The sequence below is a fragment of the Pseudomonas sp. KK4 genome, from assembly GCF_001984065.1.
Classification (GTDB): domain Bacteria; phylum Pseudomonadota; class Gammaproteobacteria; order Pseudomonadales; family Pseudomonadaceae; genus Aquipseudomonas.
The window spans coordinates 49,798-74,617 of record NZ_LYVP01000014.1; the positions used below are offsets into that span (position 1 = coordinate 49,798).

The following is a 24,820-nucleotide window of genomic DNA, read 5'->3' on the forward strand; positions in this document are numbered from 1 at the left end:
GAGCCTGTTTTGTTTTCCCCATGGTTTTTACAGTTCAAGGCCTGCCAGACCGGGTGGTGTGGCACGTCTTTGCAACCATGGAAGCAATGAGCATGAGCACAGCAACTCTCGGACAGGCCTACAACTACAAGGTCGTCCGCCAATTCATCGTGGCGACCGTGTTCTGGGGCGTCGTGGGGATGGCGATGGGCGTGTGGATCGCCTCGCAACTGGTATGGCCCGAAATGAACCTGGACCTGCCATGGACCAGTTTCGGCCGCCTGCGACCGCTGCACACCAGCCTGGTGATTTTCGGTTTTGCCGGCAGCGCGCAGTTCGCCGCCAGTTACTACGCGGTGCAGCGTACCTGCCAGGTGCGACTGTTCTCGGACACACTCGCGGCCTTCACCTTCTGGGGCTGGCAGTCGGTGATCGTGGTGATGCTGATCAGCCTGCCGCTGGGCTACACCACCACCAAGGAATACGCCGAGATCGAATTCTCCGGCGCGGTATGGATGACCGTGGTCTGGGTGGCCTACGCCATCGTGTTCTTCACCACCCTGGTGCAGCGCAAGACCCAACATATCTATGTCGGCAACTGGTTCTTCGGCGCGTTCATCGTAGTGATCGCCATGCTGCACGTGGTCAACCACCTGTCGATCCCGGTGAGCTGGTTCAAGTCTTACCCGGTGTATTCCGGGGCCACCGACGCCATGGTCCAGTGGTGGTACGGGCACAACGCGGTGGGCTTTTTCCTGACCACGGGTTTTTTGGGGATGATGTATTACTTCGTGCCCAAGCAAGTTGGGCGGCCGGTGTACTCCTATCGCCTGTCAATCGTGCATTTCTGGGCGCTGATCACCCTGTACATCTGGGCCGGCCCGCACCACTTGCACTACACCGCGCTGCCGGACTGGGCGCAGTCGCTGGGCATGGCCATGTCGCTGATCCTGCTGGCGCCGAGCTGGGGCGGGATGATCAACGGCATGATGACCCTGTCCGGGGCCTGGCATAAGTTGCGTACCGATCCGATCCTGCGCTTTCTGGTGCTGTCCCTGGCGTTCTACGGCATGTCGACCTTCGAGGGGCCGATGATGGCGATCAAGACGGTAAACGCCCTCTCCCACTACACCGACTGGACCATCGGCCACGTCCATGCCGGCGCCCTGGGCTGGGTGGCGATGATCACCTTTGGCGCGACCTATCACATGGTGCCGAAAGTCTTCGGCCGGGAGCAGATGCACAGCACGGCGCTGATCAACCTGCACTTCTGGCTGGCGACCATCGGCACCGTGCTGTACATCGCCTCGATGTGGGTCAACGGCATCACTCAGGGCCTGATGTGGCGCGCGATCAACGATGACGGCACGCTGACCTACTCCTTCGTCGAGGCCTTGCAGGCCAGTCATCCGGGGTTCGTGGTGCGCTTTGCCGGGGGCGTGTTCTTCCTCAGCGGCATGTTGCTGATGGCCTATAACGTGTGGCGCACGGTGCGGGTGTCAGACCTGGGCATGGCCGAACGCGAGGCGCAGATAGCCTGATGATGGACATCGTGTTGAATATTCTGGGGGTGGCGTTCCTGTGGTTCGCCATCGAATACTGCCTGCGCCACCAGACTGTCGAGAGCCTGGAGGACGCCAGCCTGATCCCCTTTGCCGATGATCCGCAGGTGGCACGACGGGTGGAAGCGGCGACCGGTAGGTCGATCCATGCGGTGGCGCCGGAAGAGGCGAAGCCGGGCTGGATCAACCTCGATATGTGAAACGCTCCTGCACGGGGAGACTCGGGGATCAGCCGCGTTCGCGGGGGATCAGGCTCTGCAGCTGTTGCGCCAGAAAACCTGCATCGAACGCGAAGGTGTCCGGGTCTTTCAGACCGTTGGTCTTGCGCCATTGCCAGGTCTGCGAGGGCGGCAGGCAGACCAGTGACACGCTGCCATGGCGCGTGGCGGTGAACCCCATGACCGCCAGGGAAATCTGACCGCCGGCCCCCATCACATCAGGGACGAACTCCACCGGTTTGCCGGCGATCACGATCGACAGCTTTTCACTCTTGAACGTCGACGTTTCCACCGGCAGGCTCGGCCCGAACGCGGTATAGGGTTCGCGGCTGACCGCCAGCAGGTTCGGCGCCATGACCGGCTCCAGCCACTGCTGGATCTGATCGAACAGCTCGCCAATGCGCGTCGCCCACACGGCGGACTGTGACTCGAACAGTTGCTTCTTGTGCGCTTCGCTTTCTGCGTAATGACGAAGCATCTCGCCCAATTGCTGTACATCGTCCATTGCGGTGTTCCTTTGCCGGAATCGGTGCTGCGGACATCGAGCATGGCAGATGCTGGCGCATCGCGTACGACTAAACGCTGGGAGGTCGTCGCAGCCGCGCCATGCTCAACACATCGACCCATTGGCCTTCGCGCATCCCGTAGTCGCGCAAGCGGCCTTCGGTTTCGAAACCGAACTTGCGATACAGGCCGATGGCGGCTTCATTGTCGGCGTACACGGTCAGTTCGACGCGGCGCAGGTTCATCCAGTTGTCAGCGATATCCAGCGCCGCCGCCAACAGTTTCGAACCCACGCCCTTGCCCTGCCACTGCCGCGCCACGCCCATGCCGAAGCTGCCGGCATGGCTGCGGCGGATGCGCGAAAACTGCTCCAGCGTGATGTTGCCGACCACCGCCCCCTGGTGCAGCGCCACCAACTGCATCACCCGCTCGTCGTCCGCCGCCAGGCGTTTGCGCCAGATCTCGGCGGACAGAAATGGCATTTGCAGCGTTTGACGGTAAACCAACGGGTCGCGGTAAAGCGCAGTGATGGCTTGGAGGTGGGATTCGTCGAGGCGTTCGAGGGTGATGACAGAGTCAGTGACAGGCATGGGTGATTCATCCTTGAGGCAGACATGGCCTGTCACTCTACCGCGCCACCCATCGGCTGACGAGATCCCCTGTAGGAGCGAGCTCGCTCGCGATGGACGAGCAGACAGCGCGTTTATTCAGGCTGCCTGCGTCATCGTTGACCACCATCGCGAGCGAGCTCGCTCCTACAAATAATCAGCGCTCGAACCATTCCTGGCGCTCGTGGAAGGTATTGCGGATCAGCTCCACGATCATTTGCACCTGCGTCTCGTCTTGGGATTGAGCGTTGACCGCCATCCACACCTGCCGCTGCATCGGCTGGCCGAACAGATCCGGCAAGCCGATCAGCCCGCGGTCGAAGCGGCTCATGTAGCCGGGCAACAGGCCTATGCAGGCGCTGCTGCGGATCATCTCGAGCATCAGTTCATAGGCCTGCAACTGCACGACGCCGGCCAGGCGCTGGTCCACCAGGTTGTTCCAGGGCGCAAAGCTGTCGACTTCCCGGTCAGGCTGCCATTGCACCAGCAGGAAATCGGCCAGGTCGTCGAGGGTCTCCGGACGCGAAGCGGCCCGCGAGTAGCGTTTGGCAATGTGCGGCAGGTAGTCAAGACACGCCAGCCGTTCAGGCTCGCCGGCGGCGAAACTCGGGGCGGGGGCAGGCGCATCGGTTGCCCCCAGCCACAACACCACATCGGCGCTCACCGCTTGCAGGGCCAACTCACTGTCCAGGGTGATGATGTCCAGGCGCACACTGGCGTTACGTCGCAGCAATGCCACCAGATCGCGGCCGAGTACGTCGTGCAGGATCGGCTCGGAAACAGCCAGGCGCACACGAGCTTGTTCAAGGACGGGTAAATCCCGCTCATGGGCCAGGGCGATCAGTTGCGCCTGCAACTGCAACCCGTCACGACTGAGAACCGCGCCGTTGTCCGAAGGGCTGAACAGCGAGCACTGCAGTTGAGCCTCAAGTTGAGTCAGCTGCTTGCGCAAAAGCGTCGCTTTGATGTTGAGTCGACGGGCCGCCTGCATGAAGCAACCGCAACGGGCACTGACAGTGAAACACTGCGCCAGCAGCGGATCGATCTGCGCCGCACGGGCGCGCCAGGAAGGCACCGTATCGAGGGGTGCGCGGTATTGGGCAATACGCCGATGACCGGCGGTTTCCATGAATGACATCGATGACTCCCTGTCGATTGATCACTGGGAACTCCATCCTGCGCATCGTTCATGAAACGGGTGTGACAGGCGCGCGAAACTGCAGGAGCGAGCATGCTCACTCCTGCACTCAGGTGCTGGGGCTTTGACGAAAGCTCACAGCCAGGCGGTTCCAGCTGTTGATGGTGGTGACGGCAATGGTCAGGTCAACCAGTTCGCCTTCACTGAACTGCCCCCGCGCCTGCTCATAGACATCATCGGGCACTTGGTTTTCCGACAGCAGCGTCACCGCTTCGGTCCAGGCCAGGGCGGCACGTTCGCGGGGGTTGAAGAAGTTGCTGTCGCGCCAGACCACGATGGAATACAGGCGTCGATCGGTCTCGCCCAGGCGCCGGGCATCCACCGAGTGCATGTCGGTACAGAACGCGCAGCCGTTGAGTTGCGAGGCGCGGATCTTGATCAGGTGCAACAGCGCCGGCTCGATGCTCAAGCTGCTGGTGAGCGCTTCCATGGCGATCATCGCCTTCATCGCCTTGGGCGAGGCGCTGTAATAGTCCAGTCGAGGGTTCATGGCAGGCCTATCCAATCGGGTGAGTGATTAGAAGATTGGCACAAGCAACCCGTGACGCCAGATCCAATTATGCGAAATACCAGGTGACCACTTTACGGCTGCCTTCGACCCACTAACCGATAACTTACGACCCTGCCTGTAAACCTTCTTCATTGTCTTCACTGAACGTTCAGCCACGCCATTGGCCACCTCAATAAGTGCGCAATTGGATATATCTACGTGGTTACCTGTTACTTAAACTGGCGCCGTCATCCAGACACCTCACACTTAACACCCCAGGTGAATCATCATGAAAAACTTCGTTATCGTCGGCAGTTTGTTGTGCGCAGCGTTTTCGGGCCTGACGTTTGCCGAAGGTGGCAGCGACCGCCTGATAGAACGTGCAAACGCCCGTTCTCAAGAGGCTGCAGCTCAAAATTCGCGCATTCAGAACGACAACGGCAATACCGCTGAACGTGCGCAAACCCTGCCAGCCAAAGCCAGCTGAAGTGCCTGCCCGGCTATGGCTCGAACGCTGCCTCATCCTTGCAAGTTAACTAACCTGCAAGGATGAGCGCTTATAAGTGCAACACGAAAGCCATGAAACCATCTCTACAATAAAGATGCCTTAGCAAATCCATAATGTTCAATAACCTCTCGCGGACGCTGACTTTAAAACTTACCAGCGAGACAACTAATACTGCCGAAAGCCTATCCAGTGTCATTCCGCCGGCCGATAGATAAGTCTTCGGCATCCGGTCAAACCATGGCCCACTAGTCCAATTCCGCGTTTTTTCCCTTGGCAACTTCTTCACTGCTCGCGAAAGCAGGTAATCTTGCGCAACGCACACCGCGAACAAGATCACCGCGCAGGAGCTTGCCAGTATGGAACTACATGTTGTCATCAACGGCCGCAAGGACCTGGCAGGCCAGTTGTACAACCAACTGCGCAGCGCCATCGAATCGGGTCGCCTGGCAGCAGGGACTCAGCTTCCTCCCAGCCGCTTGCTCGCCGAGCAACTGGGCATTTCGCGCAAGACCATTTCTGACACCTATGCCCAGTTGACCTACGAAAACTTCCTCACCGGAGTGATCGGCAAGGGTACCTACGTCAATGCCCGGGCCTCGAAGGTCGAGCGCAAACAGAACCACAGCGATCTGGCCGGCTTCGAGGTGATCGAGTCCTGGCGCAATCTGCCGGTGTTTTTGCGCCATCCGACCCTGGAAGGTTCGCTGCGTTATGACTTCATCGGCGGCGCCACCAGCCGGGGCCTGTTTCCCCAGGACGATTGGCGGCGCTGCACGTCCCATGCACTGCGACAGATAGCTGGAACCAAGGGCTTTTACAGCCTGGCAGAAGGCCTGCCGGCGCTGCGCAATGCCATTGCACGGCATATCTCTTTTTCGCGGGGGGTCAATTGCCAGGATGAGGACGTGGTGGTGTGCAATGGCGCTCAGCAGGCGCTGGACCTGATTTCCCGGGTGCTGACCCGCCCCGGCAGCATCGTCGCCATGGAAGACCCCGGTTATCCGCCGGCTCGCCTGCTGTTCGGCACTCACGGCGCCACGGTGATCGGAGTTCCGGTGGACGCCGAGGGCATTCAGGTCGACAAGATCCCCCTCGGCACCCGGCTGATCTACGTCACCCCCTCGCACCAGTTTCCCCTCGGCATGCCCATGAGCCAGGAGCGCCGGGTCGCCCTGCTGGCCAGGGCCCATGAGCTGGGGGCGATCGTCATCGAGGACGATTACGACAGCGAGTTTCGCTACGAAGGACGACCGACCGACTCGCTGCAAAGCATGGACGAACGAGGGATCGTCGCCTACGTCGGGACTTTTTCGAAGACTCTGCTGCCCGAATTGCGCCTGGGCTACGCAATTCTGCCGCCGGCGATCCTCGAGGCGGTCGTGCGCGCCAAGCAGCTCACGGACCTGCACACCTCCACCCTGCCCCAGTGGGCGCTGGCGAAATTCATCGCCGAGGGGTGCCTGCTCAAACACATCCGTCGTTGCCACACCATTTACGCCGGCAGGCGCGATCGCATCCTGGCGCGCATGACCGGGGACCTGTCGCCCTGGCTCGAAGCGGTCCCGACCAGGGCGGGCTTTCACATGGTGGTGCTGTGCAAAGTGCCGATTGACGTGCCCCTGGTGATCGAACTGGCGAAAAAAGTCGAAGTCGGGCTGTATGCCATCGACAGCTTTTTCTACCAGCAACCCCCGCAAGACGGGTTTTTCCTCGGTTTCGGCGCCATCGAAACCCTGGATATCGACACCGCTCTGGACCGCTTGAGAGACATTCTGCAACAAGTGGCCTGATTGGACTGCCGCTTTATCCGGCGATTGGCTATTGGTTGTCTGCGGGTGCAGGCCTATCCTGCTTAGGCGTTATCCCTCAATGAGCAGGATTAGTCCGGCCTGATTCAGGAGTGTGTACCAATGTCCTACAAAGTGATCAATACCGTACAGGTCAAGGCCGTCGCCGGCCGCTCGGAAGAACTGGGTAAGCAACTGCAAAAGATTGTCGACACCCTGCGCGAATTACCGGGCTGTGATTCCTATATGGTCGACCGCTGCCCCGAGGACGGAAACCGCTGGACCGTCAGCGCACACTGGCAGTCGGAAGCCGCCATGCAATCGCATTTCAACAGCCCTCAGGTGCAGGGTTTCATCGATTTGATCGACTGCCAACTGGCCAACGCCGTGGACTTCAACAGCTTCCCGATTCGCTGAAGGCCTCGTTTCACCCAGGGCTGATCGCTGCCGTTTTACCCGGTTCGTTGTGGGGGATTCCGTGGTGCCCGGCCACCCTGAATTCTGAAGATGCCCCCATTCCCCTGCAGGGGCCGAGCTTGCTCGCGATGAGCCTGTGAACACCCCGGGGCATCAGTTGCCCAGCGTCATCGTTGACGTCCATCGCGAGCGAGCTCGCTCCTACAGAAAAGCGCGCATTCCCCAAGTCAGGTCGGCTCGCTTGGCTTTCGATTTTGGTATTGAGTTGCCCCGCCCAAACCCAAGGCGCCTGACAAGAAGCCATCGCTGGCAGGCCAGCTCCCACAGGGTCCGTGTGTCTGGTGCCTCTGCGCACCATTGACCAGCACTCCTCATTCGAGCAAGCCAATTGGTCTCCTGACCTTCCCGAATATTGGCTGTTTGCTTGCCCTGCGCAGCGCACTAGATTGGTTCCCGACAACCCATCCAACTCAGGTAATGAACATGAACGTTTTGCGCTTCTGTGCCGCCTCCCTTGTTGCCCTGACCCTGACCATTTCAGCCTCTGCCTTCGCCCATGACCCATCGGAAAAGGTCACGATCCTGCAGGATCAAATGCTGAAAAACGCACCGGGCAAAAAAGCGTTGATGATCGAAGTCGACTACAAGCCGGGCCAATCGTCCATTGCTCACAAGCATGACGGTACCGCCATGGCCTACGTCCTCGAGGGAGAAATCACTTCGCAAGTCAAAGGCGAGAAGGAAGTGACCTACAAAACTGGCGAGTTCTGGTATGAAGCGGCCGGCTCAGAACACTTGGTTTCGAAAAACGCCAGCGCCACCAAGCCTGCCAAGTTGCTGGTGTTCATGGTCTTGTCGCCAGACGAGAAAGTACTGATCCCATTGAAAAACTGATAGCTGGACCGACAGCCATAAATAAGAAGGCTCGAATCGATGATTCGGGCCTTTTTATATCCTGCGGCAATTAAACTGGTGCTTTTAAACCAAATGAAACTACCGCGACGCTGATAACCCTATATAGACGCTATTTCATTAATTCAATCCAGGTTTAGTCTTTACTGACCGCCGCTCCTTGCGGCAAAGCCTCTTTCGATTAATGTCGTTTCGCGGGAGAAACACCATGAAACTTGCGATGGTCAGTACGTTGACGATAACGGCGCTATTAGCCGGCTGCTCGATTCCCACGGCACCTTCAGCGGTTTCATCGCTGGACGGCATATTCAGCGAACCGGTGGGCCGCAGCAACGCCACGCGCATTCCCAATGGCAAGCAGGTCGCCCTGGGCGTGCTGTACAGCCGCAACACCCAGGCCAACCGTGCGTACCTGCAGGACTATCAGGCCAACGCCGGCACCGGTTTTGGCCAGAGCCTGCTGGTACAGCCGATTCACGACGCCTATGTCGCCACGTCCAGACCCGACCTTGCCGTGGACTGGGTCAAAGCCTCCCTGCAACGGCAATTCGGTTCAGTCACGGTGTACCCGGACATGCAAAGCCTGAAGGCGGCGAAACCGGATGTTGTCGCAGTGATCGACACTCGTAGCCAGCTCATCACTTCGCGCAGTTCCGATGTTCAAGCCGAGGTCAGCGCTCACTTCTACGACAGCAAGCTCAATTACATCGGCACCGCACAAGGTCAGGATGCAAAAGCCATGAGCCCGGTATGGGCGGACTTCAAGCGCAGCGAAGAGATCGTCGCCGACATTAACGAACAGCAGAATGTGCAAGTCAGGGCGTTGCAGAAGTTCGACCGGTCGCTGAACAGTTTATTGACCAGTCCGACAGATAAAGTGTCGATGATCGATAGCCATCCTGGCGTCAAATTGTATTGACCTGCTCGCGAGCAGGCTCGCTCCCGCATTAGTTGGGTGTCTGGCACTAAACAATGTGGCAGCGAGAATGCTCGCGAAGAGGTTCTAACAGTCTTCGCTTTTCCACTTGGCAATATCAGGCAAATGTTCCGCGCTATTCATGAAACTCAACTCCATTACTCTAGGCGCTCGCATGACGCGAACACTCACCATCATGGAGATTATTCTGAGTATGGAACAGCAAAAATCCTTTATCGCCCGCATTCGTTGCGACGACACAAAAATGAAGTTCTTCGACCAGATGCTGCCCAACAGCGCGGGCCAGGGCAATATTCTCACCAGCGCCCACCGCTTTTCCGACATCACCGGCCAGATGGTCCGGGTCCACAGGCGCAACGACGGTACCGGGCGAACCCGGTCGGACGATATGGTTGTGTACTTCGGCTGCCATGGCGACTACTACAACATTCAGATACGCAGCGAAGCCTGGTTTGGCAAGTACTTGAGCAAAAACAATTTTGGCGTTCTCGGTGCCTTTCCAGGTGCAGGCGGCAACACCACCTCGTTCAACCTGCTGAACCTCGATCAGCAAATCATCACCCTCGGTGACATCAAAAAGAACGACGTCACGGTTTACCTCAAGGCGCGGCACGCGGGCACGATCAAACGCCACCTGATCGACAGCCCGAAAATGTATGCCTACAGCGATGAAGTCGGCGAGAGCGTGACGTTCAGCCTGAAGATCCTGGAGCGGGACGTGCCCTACCCGACCAGCTCGAGCCCCTATCCCCTGTTCATCGAGGCCAGGGATCAGTCCGACGACGATTGATCGGCGCGCCAGCCGTCCTCACAGCCTCCGAAAATAAAAAAAGCCCCGTATCTCACGATACGGGGCTTTTTCATTCAACGGCTGATCAGGCCGCCGGTTCCAGCTCGGCGCTCACCGTGGCAGCGACGGGCGCTACCGCTTGACCGCTCAAGGCCAGGTCCAGCAACTCACGGTTGGCAACGGCGTACATGGCGTAATCGGTGCCGCTGGCGGCACGGATTTCCACCAGCATGGCGCGCCAGCGTTCGATCATGCTTTCGTGCTGCGCCATCCACGACGCCAGGCGTACTTCCACGTCCTGAGTGCCGTCGCCCTGTTGCAGGACGGAGATGGTGATCGCACGTTGCTGCCAGTCGACGTCATCGCGGAACGCCTCACGGGCCAGGGCTTGCCAGTTGTTCTCAACCGGCAAGGCACTGATCTGTTGCAGGTACCAGGTGATGTCCAGCGCGCTGCCCACCGCGAAGTAGGCTGTGGCCACTTCCGCAGGGTTCTGGCCGGTCACGTCGGAGGCTTCGATGATCGGCAGCAGGGTGTACAGGTGCGAAGTACCCGCGACCATACGCGCCAGCAACTCCGGCACACCGGCAGCGACGTACGCCTGATAGCGTGCCTGCCAGTTCTCGCGGATCTCGCCACTGAGCAGTTCGTCGAGCTTGAGGCCCAACTCTTTGAGGTGCGGACCGAAATGCGCGACGTCACGGGCAGCGTTCTGCTCGTTGCGGCGGGCACGCAGGAACCAGCGCGTGGCACGACGGCCCAGGCGCATCAGCTCGTCCATCAACTCCAGTTGCACGTCAGCGGAAACCTGGTAGTCCAGGGCTTCAATCTGACGGAACCAGTGCGGGAGGTGGAAGATGTCACGCACGATCACGTAGGCGCCCGCCACGTTCGCCGGGCTCATGCCGGTGGACTCTTTGAGTCGCTGAACGAAGGTGATGCCCATGTGATTGACCAGATCGTTGGCGATCTGGGTGCTGACGATCTCGCGCTTGAGACGGTGACGGCGCATGGCTTCGGAGAACTTGCTCACCAGGGTCGGCGGGAAAGCGGTTTCCATGTCGCGGGTCAGGTAATCGTCGTCCGGCACCAGGGAGTTGAGCAGCGCTTCCTTGAGGTCGATCTTGCTGTAGGAGATCAGCACCGACAGCTCGGCACGGGTCAGGCCATGGCCCGCCGCGACGCGCTCGTTGATCTGCTCTTCCGACGGCAGGAACTCGATGGCGCGATCCAGCTTGCCGCGGCCTTCCAGGTCGTTCATCAGACGCTTGTATTCAGCGATGCGTGGCAGTGCACGACGAGCCGCCAGGGATAGGGCCTGGGTCTGCTTGTAGTTATTGCCCAGCACCAGGCTGCCGACCTCGTCGGTCATGCTCGCCAGCAACTCGTTGCGTTGCTTGGCGGTCATGTCGCCGGCCTGCACCACTTCGTTGAGCAGGATCTTGATGTTCACTTCGTGGTCGGAGCAGTCCACGCCACCGGCGTTGTCGATGAAGTCGGTGTTGGAACCGCCGCCATTGAGACCGAACTCCACACGACCCAGTTGGGTCATGCCCAGGTTACCGCCCTCGCCCACTACCTTGCAGCGCAGTTCGTTACCGTTCACGCGCAGTGCATCGTTGGCCTTGTCGCCGACATCGGCGTGGCTTTCGCTGCTGGCCTTGACGTAGGTACCGATACCGCCGTTCCACAACAGATCCACCGGTGCCTTGAGCAAGGCATTGAGCAGTTCGGTCGGGGTCAGTTTGTCGGCCTTGATGTCGAAGCGTTCCTGCATCTGCGGGGAAATCGCAATGCTCTTCGCGCTGCGGGAGAAGATGCCGCCGCCTTCGGACATGATGCTGGTGTCGTAGTCCGACCACGCCGAACGTGGCAGGTCGAACAGGCGCTGACGCTCGGCGAAACTGGTCGCCGGGTTCGGGTTCGGATCGATGAAGATGTGCAAGTGGTTGAAGGCCGCGACCAGTTGCAGCTTGTCGGACATCAGCAAGCCGTTACCGAACACGTCACCGGCCATGTCGCCGACGCCGACCACCGTGATGCTGTCTTCCTGGACATTGATGCCGCGCTCGCGGAAGTGGCGCTGTACGCCGACCCACGCGCCCTTGGCGGTGATGCCCATTTTCTTGTGGTCGTAACCGGCCGAGCCACCGGAAGCGAACGCATCGCCCAGCCAGAAGCCGTAGTCGATGGCGATGCCATTGGCGATGTCGGAGAAGGTCGCAGTGCCCTTGTCCGCGGCCACGACCAGGTACGGGTCATCGTCGTCATGACGCACGACGTTGGCCGGCGGCACCAGCGCGCCGTCCTTCAGGTTGTCGGTGATGTCCAACAGGCCCGAGATGAAGATGCGGTAGCAGGCAATGCCCTCGGCCGCGATCTCGTCGCGGCTGCCGCCCAGCGGCAGGCGACGCGGCAGGAAGCCGCCCTTGGCGCCCACCGGCACGATCACCGAGTTCTTCACCTGCTGGGCTTTTACCAGGCCCAGCACTTCGGTACGGAAGTCTTCTTCACGATCGGACCAGCGCAGACCACCGCGAGCGACGTTGCCGAAGCGCAGGTGCACGCCTTCGACGCGTGGCGAGTAGACGAAGATTTCGAACTTCGGTACAGGTTTCGGCAGCTCCGGAATCAGGTGCGGGTTGAACTTGAAGCTGAAGTACGACTTGTTATGACCGTTGGCGTCGGTCTGGTAGAAGTTGGTCCGCAGGGTCGCCTTGATCAGGTCCAGGTAGCGACGCAGGATGCGGTCTTCGTTGAGCACCTGAACGTCGTCCAGGGCGCTGAGGATCGCCTGCTCCAGTCGCTGCTGCTTGTCTTCCAGATCGTCGTCGCTGAGCTTGCGCGCCAGGTAGAAGCGGGTCTTGAACAACCGAGTCAGTTCACGAGCGATGTCGGTGTGGTTGTTCAGGGTGCTGGCGATGTAGCCCAGGTCGAAGCCCAGACGGATCTGTTTCAGGTAGCGGGCATAAGCGCGCAGCAACGCCACGTCGCGCCATGGCAGGCCGGCGGTCAGTACCAGGCGGTTGAACGCATCGTTCTCGGCATCGCCACGCACGATGTGGACGAACGCATCCTGCAGGGTGTCGTTGAGTTGCTGGATGTCCAGGTCCAGGCCTTCGGCGGCGGTGAACGCGAAGTCGTGAATCCAGAACTCGCGGCCGTTGGTGTGACGCAGGCGGTACGGGAACTCGCCCAGCACGCGCAGGCCGAGGTTTTCCAGTATCGGCAACACGTCGGACAGGGCCAGCGGGGTGTCGGCGTGGTACAGCTTGCAATGCAGCTCGCGCTGGCCGGAGACCTGGCCCAGCGGCTGATAGAAACTCATGACCAGCGATTTGTTTTCGTTCAGGCTCTGCAGGTGCTGCATGTCGACCACGGCCGAATGCGCCGCGAAACGCTCGCGGTAACCGGCGGGGAAGCCTTTCGGGAAGTCGGACAGCACGTTGGTGCCCTGGGCTTCACCGAAGGTTTCGACGGTCAGCGCCGAGTAATCGTCCTGCCAGCTGCGGCAGGCCTGGATCACTTCGTTTTCCAGCTGCTGCGGGTCGATGTCGATGCGATTTTTCGGGTCGACGCGCAGGATCAGTTGCACGCGGGCCAGCACGGACTCGGAGAAGAAGGTCCAGAACTCGCAATCGGAGGCTTTCAGGCGATCCATCAGCACTTGCTGGATCTTCTGGCGAACTTCGGTGGAATAGATGTCGCGCGGCACATAGGCCAGGCAGTAGCAGAAACGGCCGTACGGGTCTTTGCGCAGGAACACGCGGATCTTGTTGCGTTCCTGGATCTGCACGATCGACATCACGGTGCTGAACAGCTCGTCCACCGGGGTCTGGAACAGATCGTCCCGTGGCAGCACTTCGAGCACCTGAGCCAGTTCCTTGCCCAGGTGAGCCTTGGCCTGGAAGCCGGAACGGCGTTCGATTTCCGCGACCTTGCGGCGGATGTACGGGATGACCCGCACGCTCTCGCCGTACACCGAGGAGGTGTACAGGCCCATGAAACGGCATTCCTTGATGACTTTGCCGTCGGCATCGATTTCACGGATCGAAACGTAGTCCGGGTAGGCCGGACGGTGCACGCGGCTTGGGTGCGCGGCCTTGGCGAACGACAGCAGCGTCGGTTCGCGCAGGTAGTTCACGGCGTAGTCTTCGATGCGCAGGTCTTCGTAGGTCAGGCCGGTGCGCAGCAGTTTGGTCAGGCCCAGGAAGGAGTTCTGGTCGTACTCGATGTGGCCGCCATCGGCCTGGTCGGTGACCACGAACTCTTCATAGCCCAGGAAGGTGAAGTGGTTACCCACCAGCCATTCCAGGAAGCTCTTGATCTCGTTCTTTTCGTCGGCATCGACGGCGAAACGGCTGTTGTCCAGGTTGGTGAGGATTTCCTGGACCTTGGCCTTCATCGGCTCGAAATCGCCAACCGCGACCCGCACTTCAGCGAGCACTTGCTCCAGCTCTTTGGCCAGTACGTTCAGTTCGGCGGTGTTGGCGCAACGGTCGATTTCCAGGTACATCAACGACTCTTGCAGCACGTCGTCGCCCTGGGTGCCCTTGGGCAGGATTTCCAGCAGCTCACCCTTGCTGCCGCGACGCACGCTCAGCACAGTGGTTTGCAGGGTGTGGATGCTGTAGCCGCGACGGTTGAGCTCGGTGCGCACCGAGTCCACCAGGAATGGCAGGTCGTGGTGCAGCACTTCGACCGCGGTGTGGGTCGACTGCCAGCCGTGACGTTCGTAATCGGGGTTGTAGACGCGCACTTGCGGCTGCGCGTGATCGAAGCGCTCAAGCAGGCGCCACGCAGAAAGAGTACAGCCAGCGAGGTCGGACAACCGACGTTGAGTCAGCTCGTCCAGGGAGATAATGCCGAAGAATTGCTCAGCGAACAGCGCCACTTGTGGCAGTGCCTGTTCACTGATGTGCTGCGCCAGTGCCGCTTGCAGTTGGTGCTGGAAGTCGGCTTTGCTGGCTGCGGTGAAGAACGCCATCTGTGGTACTCCGCTAGGGCTTGTTATTGATGGAAGCGTCGCGTGCAAAACCCCTGTTCGGGGCTACCCGTCAGCCTGTTCCTGATTCTCGGGCAGAGGAAACAGGGTGACAGGTGGGTGAAGCTGGACGAGACACTCAGGTCACATTCACCTTCCGTGAATGGGCATCTGCAAAAACGACTGCGCGATCAAAGGCTCAATGTCTTTACAGGTATCCATTCGATGCGCAGCTTAACCAGTGCGGCAAGGCCCCTGCTTGCGGTGCTGCGACATATTCGGTCATCGGCACGCAGCTTGGCGGCGACGCATCGAACAACACTAGCAGTCCGGGTGAAAATCGGGGGTTTTCTGACCGTATCAAGCAGTAACCGGCAACAAAAAACGTGACCGTCCACGCCCTCACGGGAACCAAAGCGAACCGTCCCACACTGCGGAACGGTCCGTGAACGACGACTACCCTCGAAGGATCAAGCGCGACCGGATCAGTCGATCAAGTCTTCTGTCGCTTGAAATCTGCTCACCGTGGCACAGTCGTAACACATCGTCTGAACCGTCATCTTGTCCATGCTGGCGTCGATGTTGTTTGAATCACACTCACGACAAAACAGTTGCAGATGCGCGTCGACAATATCCTGGGCCATGGTTGCGGCAAAAAATTGCGGGACCAGCTCGTCACGCCAGTAAAGCCCCGGGGACTTGGAGAAACACGCCCCGCTGTCCTTGAGCACCACGTCATACAACAGACGCTGCAAGGCCGATTGAGGTACCCGAGTGTCTCGGTAGGCCGTCTTGCGCCAGTCCCGCGCGAGGGCATCCTGGGACGTTCGCAGCATATTGCGCGGAATGGTATTGGACGCGTGGGTTCGCCCCTTTGAATTGCCGGTGGCATAAAAATGCGCGGCATTCCTCACCGCCAATCGCGCAAAGTAATAGATGTGACTGACCGAAAAATTCTGCAACAGCTGTCCAATCACGGTCTTAGCGCTACCCTCGGCACTGAACACAAAGCTCACTTCCCTGGCCAGCACATGAATGTATTGCAGCGACTCTTCCCGGGCGAGTCGGAACATCAGCGCATACAACTCGCTTTTCCAGAGCGCCTGCACGCCTGCGGACAGCTCCTGATAGAGCGCTGCATACAGCGAATCGCGGGGGCATCGCATCCCGGACTCCAGGGCAACATTGGCGATCCAGCGAACGGCAAAGTAATTACTGATCGGGCAGCCGGACGACCGGTCAAACGCCTTGATATCCGACGCCAGGTCCACTGCCAGCGCACCCTGCTCGATGAGGTCTTTGATCAGTTCCTTGCTGTAATCCTCGCTGGGTGCCAGCGGTTCGCCCCTGCCTACGGCATCCAGGGGCTCTATGCTGTCGCCCCCTGCTGTGCGCCCATCGTCCAACAGCGCGAGCAGTACCAGCTTCTGTACGAAGCTCAGTGACGTCAAAGGGACAGGCGCACCGGGCGCGCCGTAGCGTTTTTCAAGCTCTCGCCGATTACGATCGGCCTGCTCGGCGAGTTCCAGTTGTCGAACCTTGTCACACTCGGTACACGAACACCGTTTTTCCCGACCATAACCTGTTGCGATATGACGGTGTTCGCAACGAACGCACTTGTATGGCTGGCGCAGTGTGGCCGAGGTGCCTTTGGCGTGTCGGCGCACCCACATCGGCAACAAGCAGTAGGGGCAGGTCAAATCCTTGCTGACGATGGGCGGCAGCACTTTCAACAAGCTATGGACGTAACCGGGAATCTTGTACTCACTGATCAGCACGGCACTTTTCTCGCCATTGAGATAACGCCGGTACAGCTCCTCTACCTGTTGCTCGGTCAAGTGGCTGATCTCAGCCGCCCAGGGGAAATACTCTCTCATCTGAAGAGGTCCTTTTTTTCGTTATTTTTCAACGCATTCCCTTGCAACCAAAGCGCCACGGTAAGGCAACGAAAACGAGTGGAACAGGCAAAAATGCTGCCCTGACCGGCACATCAGAAACTTCATGCGTGCTGCCGGCAGACGTTTGACAGAAATGTCTTTCATCATTCACAAAACCCTCGATATGAGGGATTTTGAATTCATCCAAATGATGATGAAAAATGAGAGCCAGCATAATCACGCGCAAGCTGGCAAAATTGGCGGATGCCCTTCCCCCGCCCAACGAGCCAGGAATTACCCCATGCAAATGACCACCGCCCTCTTGATCGTCAACCCTTGCGATGACGAAGAAGACAACATGGCCATGCTCGCCTGTCACAGTGACAAGGGCGAAATGTTCCTGATGACCCGCTACCCCGACGAGGACGAGTTGGAGATCACACTGGACGGCGAGCCCTCGACCCTCGAAGGCGTGAAAGTCACCCTCAGCCCTACCCTGTTGAAGATCGAAATCGCAGCGGCCGATGCCGATGCGCTCAATGGCGACGACGTGCTGGAGATCACCCACAGCACCGATGCCGGGGACCTGGCTGAAGTTGAAGAGACCCTGCAGAACATTCTCAAGGGGACCGGGACGTACGTCAGTCAGCTTTGATGTTGTCCGGGCGGGCCGCTTCGCGGGCATGTTCGCTCCTACAGGGCCCGCCGCCTGACCTGCAGGAGCGAGAAGCGCCCGAAAGAACGCCGCAGCCCCACGCACCTGCAAACTTGCAAAGACTTCACCCGGCATTTCCCGCACTTTGCACAAAATGCCGTTAGTCGCCGCACCCCGCGATGGATTAAAGTAACGCCCCCAGCCCTGGCGTTATACGAACGTCTTCGGTCACCCTTTCCAGGAACAGTCATCGATGGAACATCGTGAAGCGCTGCTCGCGCTGCGAACCTTTCTTTCAACGCAGATCCTCGGCCAGGAAAAACTCATCGAGCGCTTGCTCATCGCCCTGCTCGCCGACGGCCATATGCTGGTCGAAGGCGCTCCGGGCCTTGCCAAGACCAAGGCCATCAAGGAACTCGCCGAAGGCATCGAAGCACAGTTCCATCGCATTCAATTCACCCCTGACCTGTTGCCGGCCGACATCACCGGCACGGAAATCTATCGCCCGGAAACCGGCAGCTTCGTGTTCCAGCAGGGTCCGATCTTCCATAACCTGGTACTGGCAGACGAGATCAACCGCGCCCCGGCCAAGGTGCAGTCGGCATTGCTCGAGGCCATGGCCGAGCGCCAGGTCAGTGTCGGGCGCAGCACTTACGAGCTGTCGCCGCTGTTCCTGGTGATGGCCACCCAGAACCCCATCGAGCAGGAGGGCACCTATCCGCTGCCCGAAGCCCAACTCGACCGCTTCCTGATGCACGTGAAAATGGGCTTTCCGGACGCGACCGTGGAACGGCGCATCCTGCAGCAGGCCCGGGGCGAGGCCCTGAACGGCGAAACCAAGCCGGAGCGACGGGTCAGCCAGCAGGCGATTTTCGCCGCGCGCAAGGAAATCCTCGGCTTGTACATGGCCGACGCCGTGGAGGAATACCTGGTGCAACTGGTCATGGCCACACGCACCCCGGCCAAATTCGATCCGGAGATGGCCGAGTGGATCGCCTATGGCGCCAGCCCTCGCGGGTCCATCGCCCTGGACCGTTGCGCTCGGGCCCACGCCTGGCTGGCCGGGCGCGATTTCGTCAGCCCGGAGGACATTCAGGCGGTGCTGTTCGACGTGTTGCGCCACCGCATCATCCTGTCCTTCGAAGCCGAAGCCGCGGGCATCGACCAGGACCGCGTGGTCCAGCGGATTCTCGACGTCGTAGCCGTCGCTTGACCCCGATGAACGCCCCCCTGCCAGCCCAACCCGGCATCCGCGTGACGCTCGCCGACCTGATCGAGATGCGCCATCGCGTGCGCGAAGTGCAGCTGTTCTCGACGCCGAGCCAGCGCAGCCCGTTGATCGGCCTGCACCACTCCAAGCTGCGCGGGCGTGGCGTGGATTTCGATCAGGTGCGGGTCTATCAGGCCGGCGACGACGTGCGGACCATCGACTGGCGCGTCACCGCCCGCACCCAGGAACCGCACACCAAGCTGTTCCATGAGGAGCGCGAGCGGCCGATCTTTATCATGGTCGAGCAGAGTCGTCGGTTGTTTTTCGGTTCGGGGATGATGTTCAAGTCAGTGCTCGCCGCCCAGGCCGCGAGCCTGATCGGCTGGGCTGCGCTGGGGCACAACGATCGCGTGGGCGGCCTGGTGTTCGGTGACAACGAACACTACGAAATCAAACCCCGACGCAGCAAACAGAGTCTGCTGCAATTGCTCAACCGACTGGTGCGGGTCAATCAATCGCTGCACACCGAAAGCGAGCCGGATCGCGATGCGTTCGGCATTGCCCTGCGCCGCGCCCGGGAAGTCTCGCGCCCGGGCAGTCTGGTGATCGTGATCTGCGATGAGCGCGCCTTGAGTGACAGCGCCGAACAGCAGTTGAGCCTGTTGTCGCGCCATTGCGACCTGTTGCTGCTGCCGCTGTCCGATCCGCTGGATCACGCCCTGCCCGCTGCCGGATTGCTGCGCTTTGCCGAGCGCGGTGCGCAACTGGAACTCGACACCCTGAATTTCGACCTGCGCCAGACCTACCGCGCCCAGGCCGAAGCGCGGATCGCCCGTTGGGAACGACTGGCGCAAAAGCTGCGGGTGTTGATGATGCCGCTGAGCACCCAGAGCGAAATGGTCGAGCAACTGCGCGAATACCTCAACCCGCAGAAACCGGGGAAAGGTCGATGAACAGTCTCGACCAGCTGCAACCGCTGATTTCACCTCCACCGATCGGGTTCTGGCCACCGGCGCCGGGCTGGTGGCTGTTGCTGCTACTGCTGCCCGCCATCGGCTTCGGATTATGGAAGCTGCGGCGTTTCCTGCCGCAAAAACGCCCCGTGGTGCGCGCCGAACAGCCCCTGGACCCGGTGCGCCTTGCGGCGCTGGCAGAACTGGCACTGATGCCCAAACCTTATGACGGCGCCCCCGCCGGCGCCTGGCTGCAGCAACTCAATGGCCTGCTCAAGCGCCTGTGCCGCAACCACTACCCCTACAGCCAAAGCCACACCCTCAACGGTCGCAAATGGCTGGCCTTCCTCGACAACCGCTGCCCGGCCGCCGGCCTGACCCGCTGGATGGTGCTGGTCGAAGGCGCCTACAAACCTGAATGCAAACTCGACGACAAGGCCATCGCCGGCCTGACCCAAGCCGTCGACACCTGGATTCGCAAACATGTTTGAGTTCGCCTGGCCGTGGCTGTTCGTCCTGCTGCCCTTGCCGTGGCTGATGCGCTTCGTGCTGCCGGTGGCCGACAGTGGCGAACCGGCGCTCAAGGTCAGCTTCCTCGCCGACCTCGAGGGCCTGGCCGGGCGCCGCGCCCGGGCCAACCTGCCGGCCTGGCGGCAACAGGCGCCGTTCCTGCTGCTGTGGCTGCTGCTGCTGACCGCCGCCGCGCGCCCGCAATGGCTCGGCGATCCGTTGCCGATTGCCGCCAGTGGCCGCGACCTGCTGGTGGCGGTGGACGTGTCCGGCTCCATGGATTACCCCGACATGCAGTGGCAGGACGAAGACGTCAGCCGCCTGGCGCTGGTCCAGCATCTACTCGGTGATTTCCTCGAAAACCGTGATGGCGACCGGGTCGGCCTGATCCTGTTCGGCAGCCAGGCCTACCTGCAAGCGCCGCTGACCTTCGACCGCCACACCGTGCGCGTCTGGCTCGACGAAGCGCGCATCGGCATCGCCGGCAAGAACACCGCTATCGGCGACGCCATCGGCCTGGCCCTCAAACGCCTGCGCCTGCGCCCGGCCCACAGTCGCGTGCTGATCCTGGTCACCGACGGCGCCAATAACGGCGGCGAAATCGACCCGCTGACCGCTGCGCGCCTGGCGGCCAAGGAAGGGGTGAAAATCTACCCGATCGGCATCGGTGCCGACCCGGAGCAAAGCGGCACCCTGGGCATGTTGGGGCTCAACCCAAGCCTGGACCTTGACGAGCCAGCTCTCAAGGCCATTGCCGAGGCCACCGGTGGCCGTTACTTCCGTGCTCGCGATGGCAAGGAATTGCAGGCGATCAAGGACACCCTCGACCAACTGGAGCCCGTGGCCCAGCAACCGACCCAGGCGCGCCCGGCCCAGGCGCTGTATCACTGGCCGCTGGCGATGGCGCTGATACTGAGCATGTTGCTGGTGGCCCGCGAACTGTGGCCGGACAACCCGCTGCAACGCCTGTTTACCAAGGATCTGTTTTTGCAAACGCCACTGCCTGACTGGCGCCAGCGTCTCAAGCGCCTGCGCCTGCGGAGACGCCGATGAGCGCGCTCTGGCCCTACTGGTTCCGCCCCTGGTGGCTATTGTTGTTGCCGCTGCTGGGCTGGTTGCTGTGGCAGCTCTGGCATCGGCAAAAACGCGCCGGGCGCTGGCAGATGATCCTGCCGCCGGCCTTTCATGCCGTGCTGCTGCGCGGTGGCAGCGGTCGCGACAGCAAGCTGCCGTGGATCGCATTGGGCGTGGCCTGGCTGCTGACCGTGCTCGCGTTGCTGGGTCCGAGTTGGCAGCGGGTCGAGCAATTGAGTCAGAAACCCGCCGACCCGTTGGTGGTGATCCTCGAACTAACCCCGCAAATGCTCGCCACCGACGTTGCGCCCAATCGCCTGGAACAAGCCCGGCGCAAGCTGTTCGACCTGCTGCAGAGCCGCAGCGACGCGCAGACCGCCATCGTCGTCTACGCCGGCAGTGCCCACACGCTGGTGCCACTGTCGGATGACCTGTCCACCAGCCGCAACCTGGTGGACGCGCTCAAGCCGTCGTTGATGCCAGAAGCGGGTCATCGCGCCGACCTGGCGGTGGCCAAGGCCCTGACCCTGCTGGAGCAGGCCGCCCTCGGTGATGGCCGGATCCTGCTGATCGGTTCTTCGCTGACGGATCACGAACGCCAGGGCATTCGCCAGGCGCTGCGGGGCAAATCCACCCAATTCCTGATGCTCGGCATCGGCACCGCCGAAGGGGCGCCGATCACCCAGGAAGACGGCAGCTTCCTCAAGGACGACCAGGGCGCGATCCTGGTGCCGCATCTGGACGAACCCAGCCTGAAAGCCTTCGCCGATGACCTGGACGGGCGCTATCGCCACGCTCGCCTGAGCGACAGCGACCTGCGCGGGCTGGGCCTGCTCGACGGCCCACGCAGCCTGCGTTCCGACGGCCAGACCCTGCGCCTGGATACTTGGGCCGATCAGGGTTACTGGTTGCTGCTGCCGTTGTTGCTGCTGGCCGCTTGCGCCGGACGGCGCGGCTGGCTGCTCTGTCTGCCGTTGCTGTTGGCATTGCCGCAACCGAGCTACGCCTTCGACTTCCAGGACCTGTGGCTGCGCCCCGACCAGCGCGGCCAGCATCTGCTCAAGCAAAAGCGCCCGGCTGAGGCCGCGCAACACTTTGACGATCATCAGTGGCAAGGCGTGGCCCTTTATGAAGCCGGTGACTACAGTGGCGCCGCCCAGCGGTTCGCCGAAGGCAACGACGCCAGCGCCCACTACAATCGAGGCAATGCCCTGGCCAAAAGTGGTGATCTGGAGGCTGCACTGGACGCCTATGAACAGGCGCTGGAACGTCAACCGGACTTGCGCCCGGCCCTGACCAACAAGGCCCTGGTGGAGAGCCTGCTCAAGCAGAAGAACACGCCACCGAGCGCTGAGCCGGACAAAGACGCCAGCGAATCGCCCACGACGGCCGCCCAGCAAGCGCAATCCGGGGAAGCCACCCAGGCGCCGAGCTCCGGCGAACCGAAACAGGCCGAGCATCCAAGTGGCACCGAGGCCGATCAAGTACCCACGACGCCACCGAGACCGGGAGCCAACGAAGTGCCGGGCAGCGAGTTGGGCGACGAGCAACACACAACGCCACCCATGCGTCCGGCCAGCGACAGCATCGAGGGCGAACAGCAGCAGGCCCTAGAGCAATGGCTCAGACAGATCCCGGACGACCCGGGGGAATTGCTCCGGCGCAAATTCTGGTACGAACAGCAACAACATCAGGATCAGGGAAAAACTCGATGACCCGCTTCACCCCTTTCATGCTCGCTTCGTTGTTGTGCGCCGCTCAGGTCCAGGCTGCGGAGCTGGTCGCCAGCGTCGACCGCACGCGCCTGAACTCCGGCGAAACCATCGAGCTGACCCTGGAATCGAACGATGTCACGCAGTTCGGCAAGCCCGACCTGACACCGCTGGAGCCATTGTTCGAAGTACGCGGCACCCGCCAGGTCAACCAGTTGAACACCCTCAACGGCGACAATCGCGCCACCACCCGCTGGATCGTCACCCTGCTGCCGCTGCATAACGGCACCGTGGTGATCCCACCGTTGAAGCTGGGTGAAGTCGAGAGTCAGCCGATCACGGTGCAAGTGGTCGAGAGCGAAACCCAGGACAACCCCGACAAACTGGCCCCGGTATTCATCGACGCCAGCCTCGACCAAACCAGCGTCTACGTGCAGGCCCAGGCGATCCTGACCCTGCGCATCTACCATTCGGTGTCGCTGTACGACGACAGCAGCCTGCCGCCGTTGCAGGTTCCCGATGCGCGCATCGAACAGCTGGGCGATTCCCGCGCCTACGAAAAAGACATCAACGGCGTGCGCCATGGCGTGATCGAAATGCGCTACGCGATCTACCCGCAGCACAGCGGTGAATTGATCATTCCGGGGCAGATCTTCAATGCCGCGTTGGTGGACGCCCAACCGACACCGGATTCCACCGTGCAGACGCCGAAATCCGGCAAGTTGATGCGCGTCAGCTCCGGCGAACTGCTGCTGACGGTCAAGGCCAAACCCATCACCTACCCCGCCGACCTGCCGTGGCTGCCGGCGCGCAACCTGACCCTGAGCGAGAGCTGGAACCCGGAGCCGGAGCACGTGCAGGTCGGCGACTCACTGACCCGCAGCCTGACGGTCAAGGCCGAAGGCCTGGCCAGCGCGCAACTGCCGCCGCTGCCGGGTACGGAAGTCGGTGGCCTGCGTCGTTATCCCGACCAGCCGGTGCTGGGCAACCAGAACAGCGACCGTGGTCTGATCGGCAGCCGCGAGGACCGCGAAGCCCTGGTGCCGTCTCGCAGTGGTTCGATCGAGCTGCCATCGGTGGATGTGGTGTGGTGGAACACCTTCGAAGATCATCTGGAACACAGCAGCCTGCCGGCCCGGACCCTGCAAGTGGCGAACAATCCGAGCCTGATGGTCGATACCCCGGCCGGCAGTTCGCCGCTCAACGCGACGGCGGACAGCGAAGCCCTGTGGCGCTGGAAACTCACCAGCCTGATCCTGGCCTGCACCACGCTGCTGGGCTTCGGCCTGTGGTGGCGTGCGCGCTGGCAACCGGCGATCCTGCGTGCAGCACAAACCGGCCCCAGCACGCGCACCGTGCTCGACGAACTCAAGCGCGCCTGCCAGGCCAACGACCCCCACGCCACCCGCCAGGCCCTCGACGCCTGGGCCCGGCAACAACCGGAAACCCTGGCGGACATGGCGGCGCGTTTCGTGCCCCTGTCCGACGCACTGGACGGCCTGAACGGCGCCCTCTACAGCGAAACCGGCCAGCACTGGCAAGGTGAAGAACTGTGGCGCGTGATCCGAACCATCCCCATCGCCGAACGGGTCCAGGACCCGGTGAGCGACAGCGGCTTGCCGCCGCTTTACCCCAAGTAACAGCCTCCACCTGATCACCAGGCTTTTGTGGCAGCTTTTGTGGCGACTTTTGGCAACTTTTGTGGCAGCTTTTGTGGCAGCTTTTGGCAGCTTTTGTGGCAGCTTTTGTGGCAGCTTTTGTGGAGGCTTTTGTGGAGGCTTTTGTGGAGGCTTTTGTGGAGGCTTTTGTGGCGAGGGAGCTTGCTCCCGTTGGGCTGCGAAGCCTCCCCCTGCAATTTCGAAGGACCTACGACTGCTTTGCAGCCGGACGGGAGCAAGCTCCCTCGCCACAAACGCGTTTCGGCCACAAACGCGT

Annotated in this window: 22 protein-coding genes; 15 read left to right on the top strand and 7 right to left on the bottom strand. The window is 61.1% G+C overall.

What is annotated here, in order from left to right:
- Positions 1 to 92: 92 nt before the first annotated feature.
- On the top strand, positions 93 to 1,520 hold the full coding sequence (gene ccoN, locus B0W55_RS07825) for a cytochrome-c oxidase, cbb3-type subunit I (protein ID WP_077045437.1): 1,428 nt from the start codon (positions 93 to 95) through the stop codon (positions 1,518 to 1,520).
- Positions 1,520 to 1,741: a hypothetical protein gene (locus tag B0W55_RS07830; protein WP_077045438.1), complete on the top strand. Its 222-nt coding sequence runs from the start codon at positions 1,520 to 1,522 to the stop codon at positions 1,739 to 1,741. The genes ccoN and B0W55_RS07830 overlap by 1 nt, the downstream gene beginning before the upstream one ends.
- 28 nt (positions 1,742 to 1,769) lie before the next feature.
- Here B0W55_RS07830 and B0W55_RS07835 read toward each other — a convergent pair whose 3' ends face one another.
- From B0W55_RS07835 to B0W55_RS07850, 4 genes are all read right to left on the bottom strand, one after another.
- Positions 1,770 to 2,264, bottom strand: a complete 495-nt coding sequence (locus tag B0W55_RS07835; protein WP_077045439.1) for a hypothetical protein — start codon at positions 2,262 to 2,264, stop codon at positions 1,770 to 1,772.
- Positions 2,265 to 2,334: 70 nt separating this feature from the next.
- Entirely contained in the window at positions 2,335 to 2,853 is a 519-nt protein-coding gene (locus B0W55_RS07840) for a GNAT family N-acetyltransferase (RefSeq protein ID WP_077045440.1), read from the bottom strand.
- Positions 2,854 to 3,028: 175 nt separating this feature from the next.
- Positions 3,029 to 4,009 carry a LysR family transcriptional regulator gene (locus tag B0W55_RS07845; RefSeq protein ID WP_077045441.1) on the bottom strand — a complete coding sequence of 327 codons (981 nt, stop codon included), beginning with the start codon at positions 4,007 to 4,009 and terminating at the stop codon, positions 3,029 to 3,031.
- 109 nt (positions 4,010 to 4,118) lie between these two features.
- Positions 4,119 to 4,559: a carboxymuconolactone decarboxylase family protein gene (locus tag B0W55_RS07850; protein WP_077045442.1), complete on the bottom strand. Its 441-nt coding sequence runs from the start codon at positions 4,557 to 4,559 to the stop codon at positions 4,119 to 4,121.
- A gap of 289 nt (positions 4,560 to 4,848) precedes the next feature.
- Here B0W55_RS07850 and B0W55_RS07855 point away from each other — a divergent pair, with 289 nt between their 5' ends.
- The 6 genes from B0W55_RS07855 to B0W55_RS07885 all read left to right on the top strand — a co-directional run bounded on the left by B0W55_RS07855 (position 4,849) and on the right by B0W55_RS07885 (position 9,910).
- A complete protein-coding gene (locus B0W55_RS07855; protein ID WP_077045443.1) occupies positions 4,849 to 5,046 on the top strand; it encodes a hypothetical protein in 198 nt (65 codons plus the stop codon).
- 377 nt (positions 5,047 to 5,423) lie between these two features.
- Complete coding sequence (locus B0W55_RS07860) at positions 5,424 to 6,857, top strand: PLP-dependent aminotransferase family protein (protein WP_077045444.1); 1,434 nt, start codon at positions 5,424 to 5,426, stop codon at positions 6,855 to 6,857.
- A gap of 120 nt (positions 6,858 to 6,977) precedes the next feature.
- Positions 6,978 to 7,271: an antibiotic biosynthesis monooxygenase family protein gene (locus B0W55_RS07865; RefSeq protein WP_077045445.1), complete on the top strand. Its 294-nt coding sequence runs from the start codon at positions 6,978 to 6,980 to the stop codon at positions 7,269 to 7,271.
- 483 nt (positions 7,272 to 7,754) lie between these two features.
- Positions 7,755 to 8,165 (top strand): cupin domain-containing protein, encoded by a 411-nt coding sequence (locus B0W55_RS07875; RefSeq protein ID WP_077045447.1) that lies wholly within the window; start codon positions 7,755 to 7,757, stop codon positions 8,163 to 8,165.
- Positions 8,166 to 8,391: 226 nt separating this feature from the next.
- On the top strand, positions 8,392 to 9,102 hold the full coding sequence (locus B0W55_RS07880) for an ATPase (protein ID WP_077045448.1): 711 nt from the start codon (positions 8,392 to 8,394) through the stop codon (positions 9,100 to 9,102).
- A 172-nt stretch (positions 9,103 to 9,274) separates the two neighbouring features.
- Positions 9,275 to 9,910 carry a hypothetical protein gene (locus B0W55_RS07885; RefSeq protein WP_139340880.1) on the top strand — a complete coding sequence of 212 codons (636 nt, stop codon included), beginning with the start codon at positions 9,275 to 9,277 and terminating at the stop codon, positions 9,908 to 9,910.
- A gap of 85 nt (positions 9,911 to 9,995) precedes the next feature.
- Here the strand turns inward: B0W55_RS07885 and B0W55_RS07890 are convergent, their stop codons facing one another.
- The 3 genes from B0W55_RS07890 to B0W55_RS29840 form a co-directional block, all read right to left on the bottom strand.
- A complete protein-coding gene (locus tag B0W55_RS07890; protein ID WP_077045450.1) occupies positions 9,996 to 14,897 on the bottom strand; it encodes an NAD-glutamate dehydrogenase in 4,902 nt (1,633 codons plus the stop codon).
- 482 nt (positions 14,898 to 15,379) lie between these two features.
- On the bottom strand, positions 15,380 to 16,771 hold the full coding sequence (locus B0W55_RS07895) for a hypothetical protein (RefSeq protein WP_077045451.1): 1,392 nt from the start codon (positions 16,769 to 16,771) through the stop codon (positions 15,380 to 15,382).
- 28 nt (positions 16,772 to 16,799) lie between these two features.
- A complete protein-coding gene (locus B0W55_RS29840) occupies positions 16,800 to 17,006 on the bottom strand; it encodes a hypothetical protein (protein ID WP_139340881.1) in 207 nt (68 codons plus the stop codon).
- A 66-nt stretch (positions 17,007 to 17,072) separates the two neighbouring features.
- Here B0W55_RS29840 and B0W55_RS07900 point away from each other — a divergent pair, with 66 nt between their 5' ends.
- From B0W55_RS07900 to B0W55_RS07930, 7 genes are all read left to right on the top strand, one after another.
- On the top strand, positions 17,073 to 17,426 hold the full coding sequence (locus B0W55_RS07900) for a hypothetical protein (RefSeq protein WP_077045452.1): 354 nt from the start codon (positions 17,073 to 17,075) through the stop codon (positions 17,424 to 17,426).
- A 253-nt stretch (positions 17,427 to 17,679) separates the two neighbouring features.
- Entirely contained in the window at positions 17,680 to 18,639 is a 960-nt protein-coding gene (locus B0W55_RS07905) for a MoxR family ATPase (RefSeq protein WP_077045453.1), read from the top strand.
- A 5-nt stretch (positions 18,640 to 18,644) separates the two neighbouring features.
- Positions 18,645 to 19,589, top strand: coding sequence for a DUF58 domain-containing protein (locus B0W55_RS07910; RefSeq protein ID WP_077045454.1), 945 nt, complete (start codon positions 18,645 to 18,647; stop codon positions 19,587 to 19,589).
- Positions 19,586 to 20,080: a DUF4381 domain-containing protein gene (locus B0W55_RS07915; RefSeq protein ID WP_077045455.1), complete on the top strand. Its 495-nt coding sequence runs from the start codon at positions 19,586 to 19,588 to the stop codon at positions 20,078 to 20,080. Before B0W55_RS07910 ends, B0W55_RS07915 begins: the two co-directional genes overlap by 4 nt.
- Positions 20,073 to 21,152, top strand: a complete 1,080-nt coding sequence (locus B0W55_RS07920) for a VWA domain-containing protein (RefSeq protein ID WP_077045456.1) — start codon at positions 20,073 to 20,075, stop codon at positions 21,150 to 21,152. The genes B0W55_RS07915 and B0W55_RS07920 overlap by 8 nt, the downstream gene beginning before the upstream one ends.
- Positions 21,149 to 22,888: a tetratricopeptide repeat protein gene (locus tag B0W55_RS07925; protein ID WP_077045457.1), complete on the top strand. Its 1,740-nt coding sequence runs from the start codon at positions 21,149 to 21,151 to the stop codon at positions 22,886 to 22,888. Before B0W55_RS07920 ends, B0W55_RS07925 begins: the two co-directional genes overlap by 4 nt.
- A complete protein-coding gene (locus B0W55_RS07930; protein WP_077045458.1) occupies positions 22,885 to 24,525 on the top strand; it encodes a BatD family protein in 1,641 nt (546 codons plus the stop codon). Before B0W55_RS07925 ends, B0W55_RS07930 begins: the two co-directional genes overlap by 4 nt.
- The last annotated feature ends 295 nt before the right edge of the window (positions 24,526 to 24,820 follow it).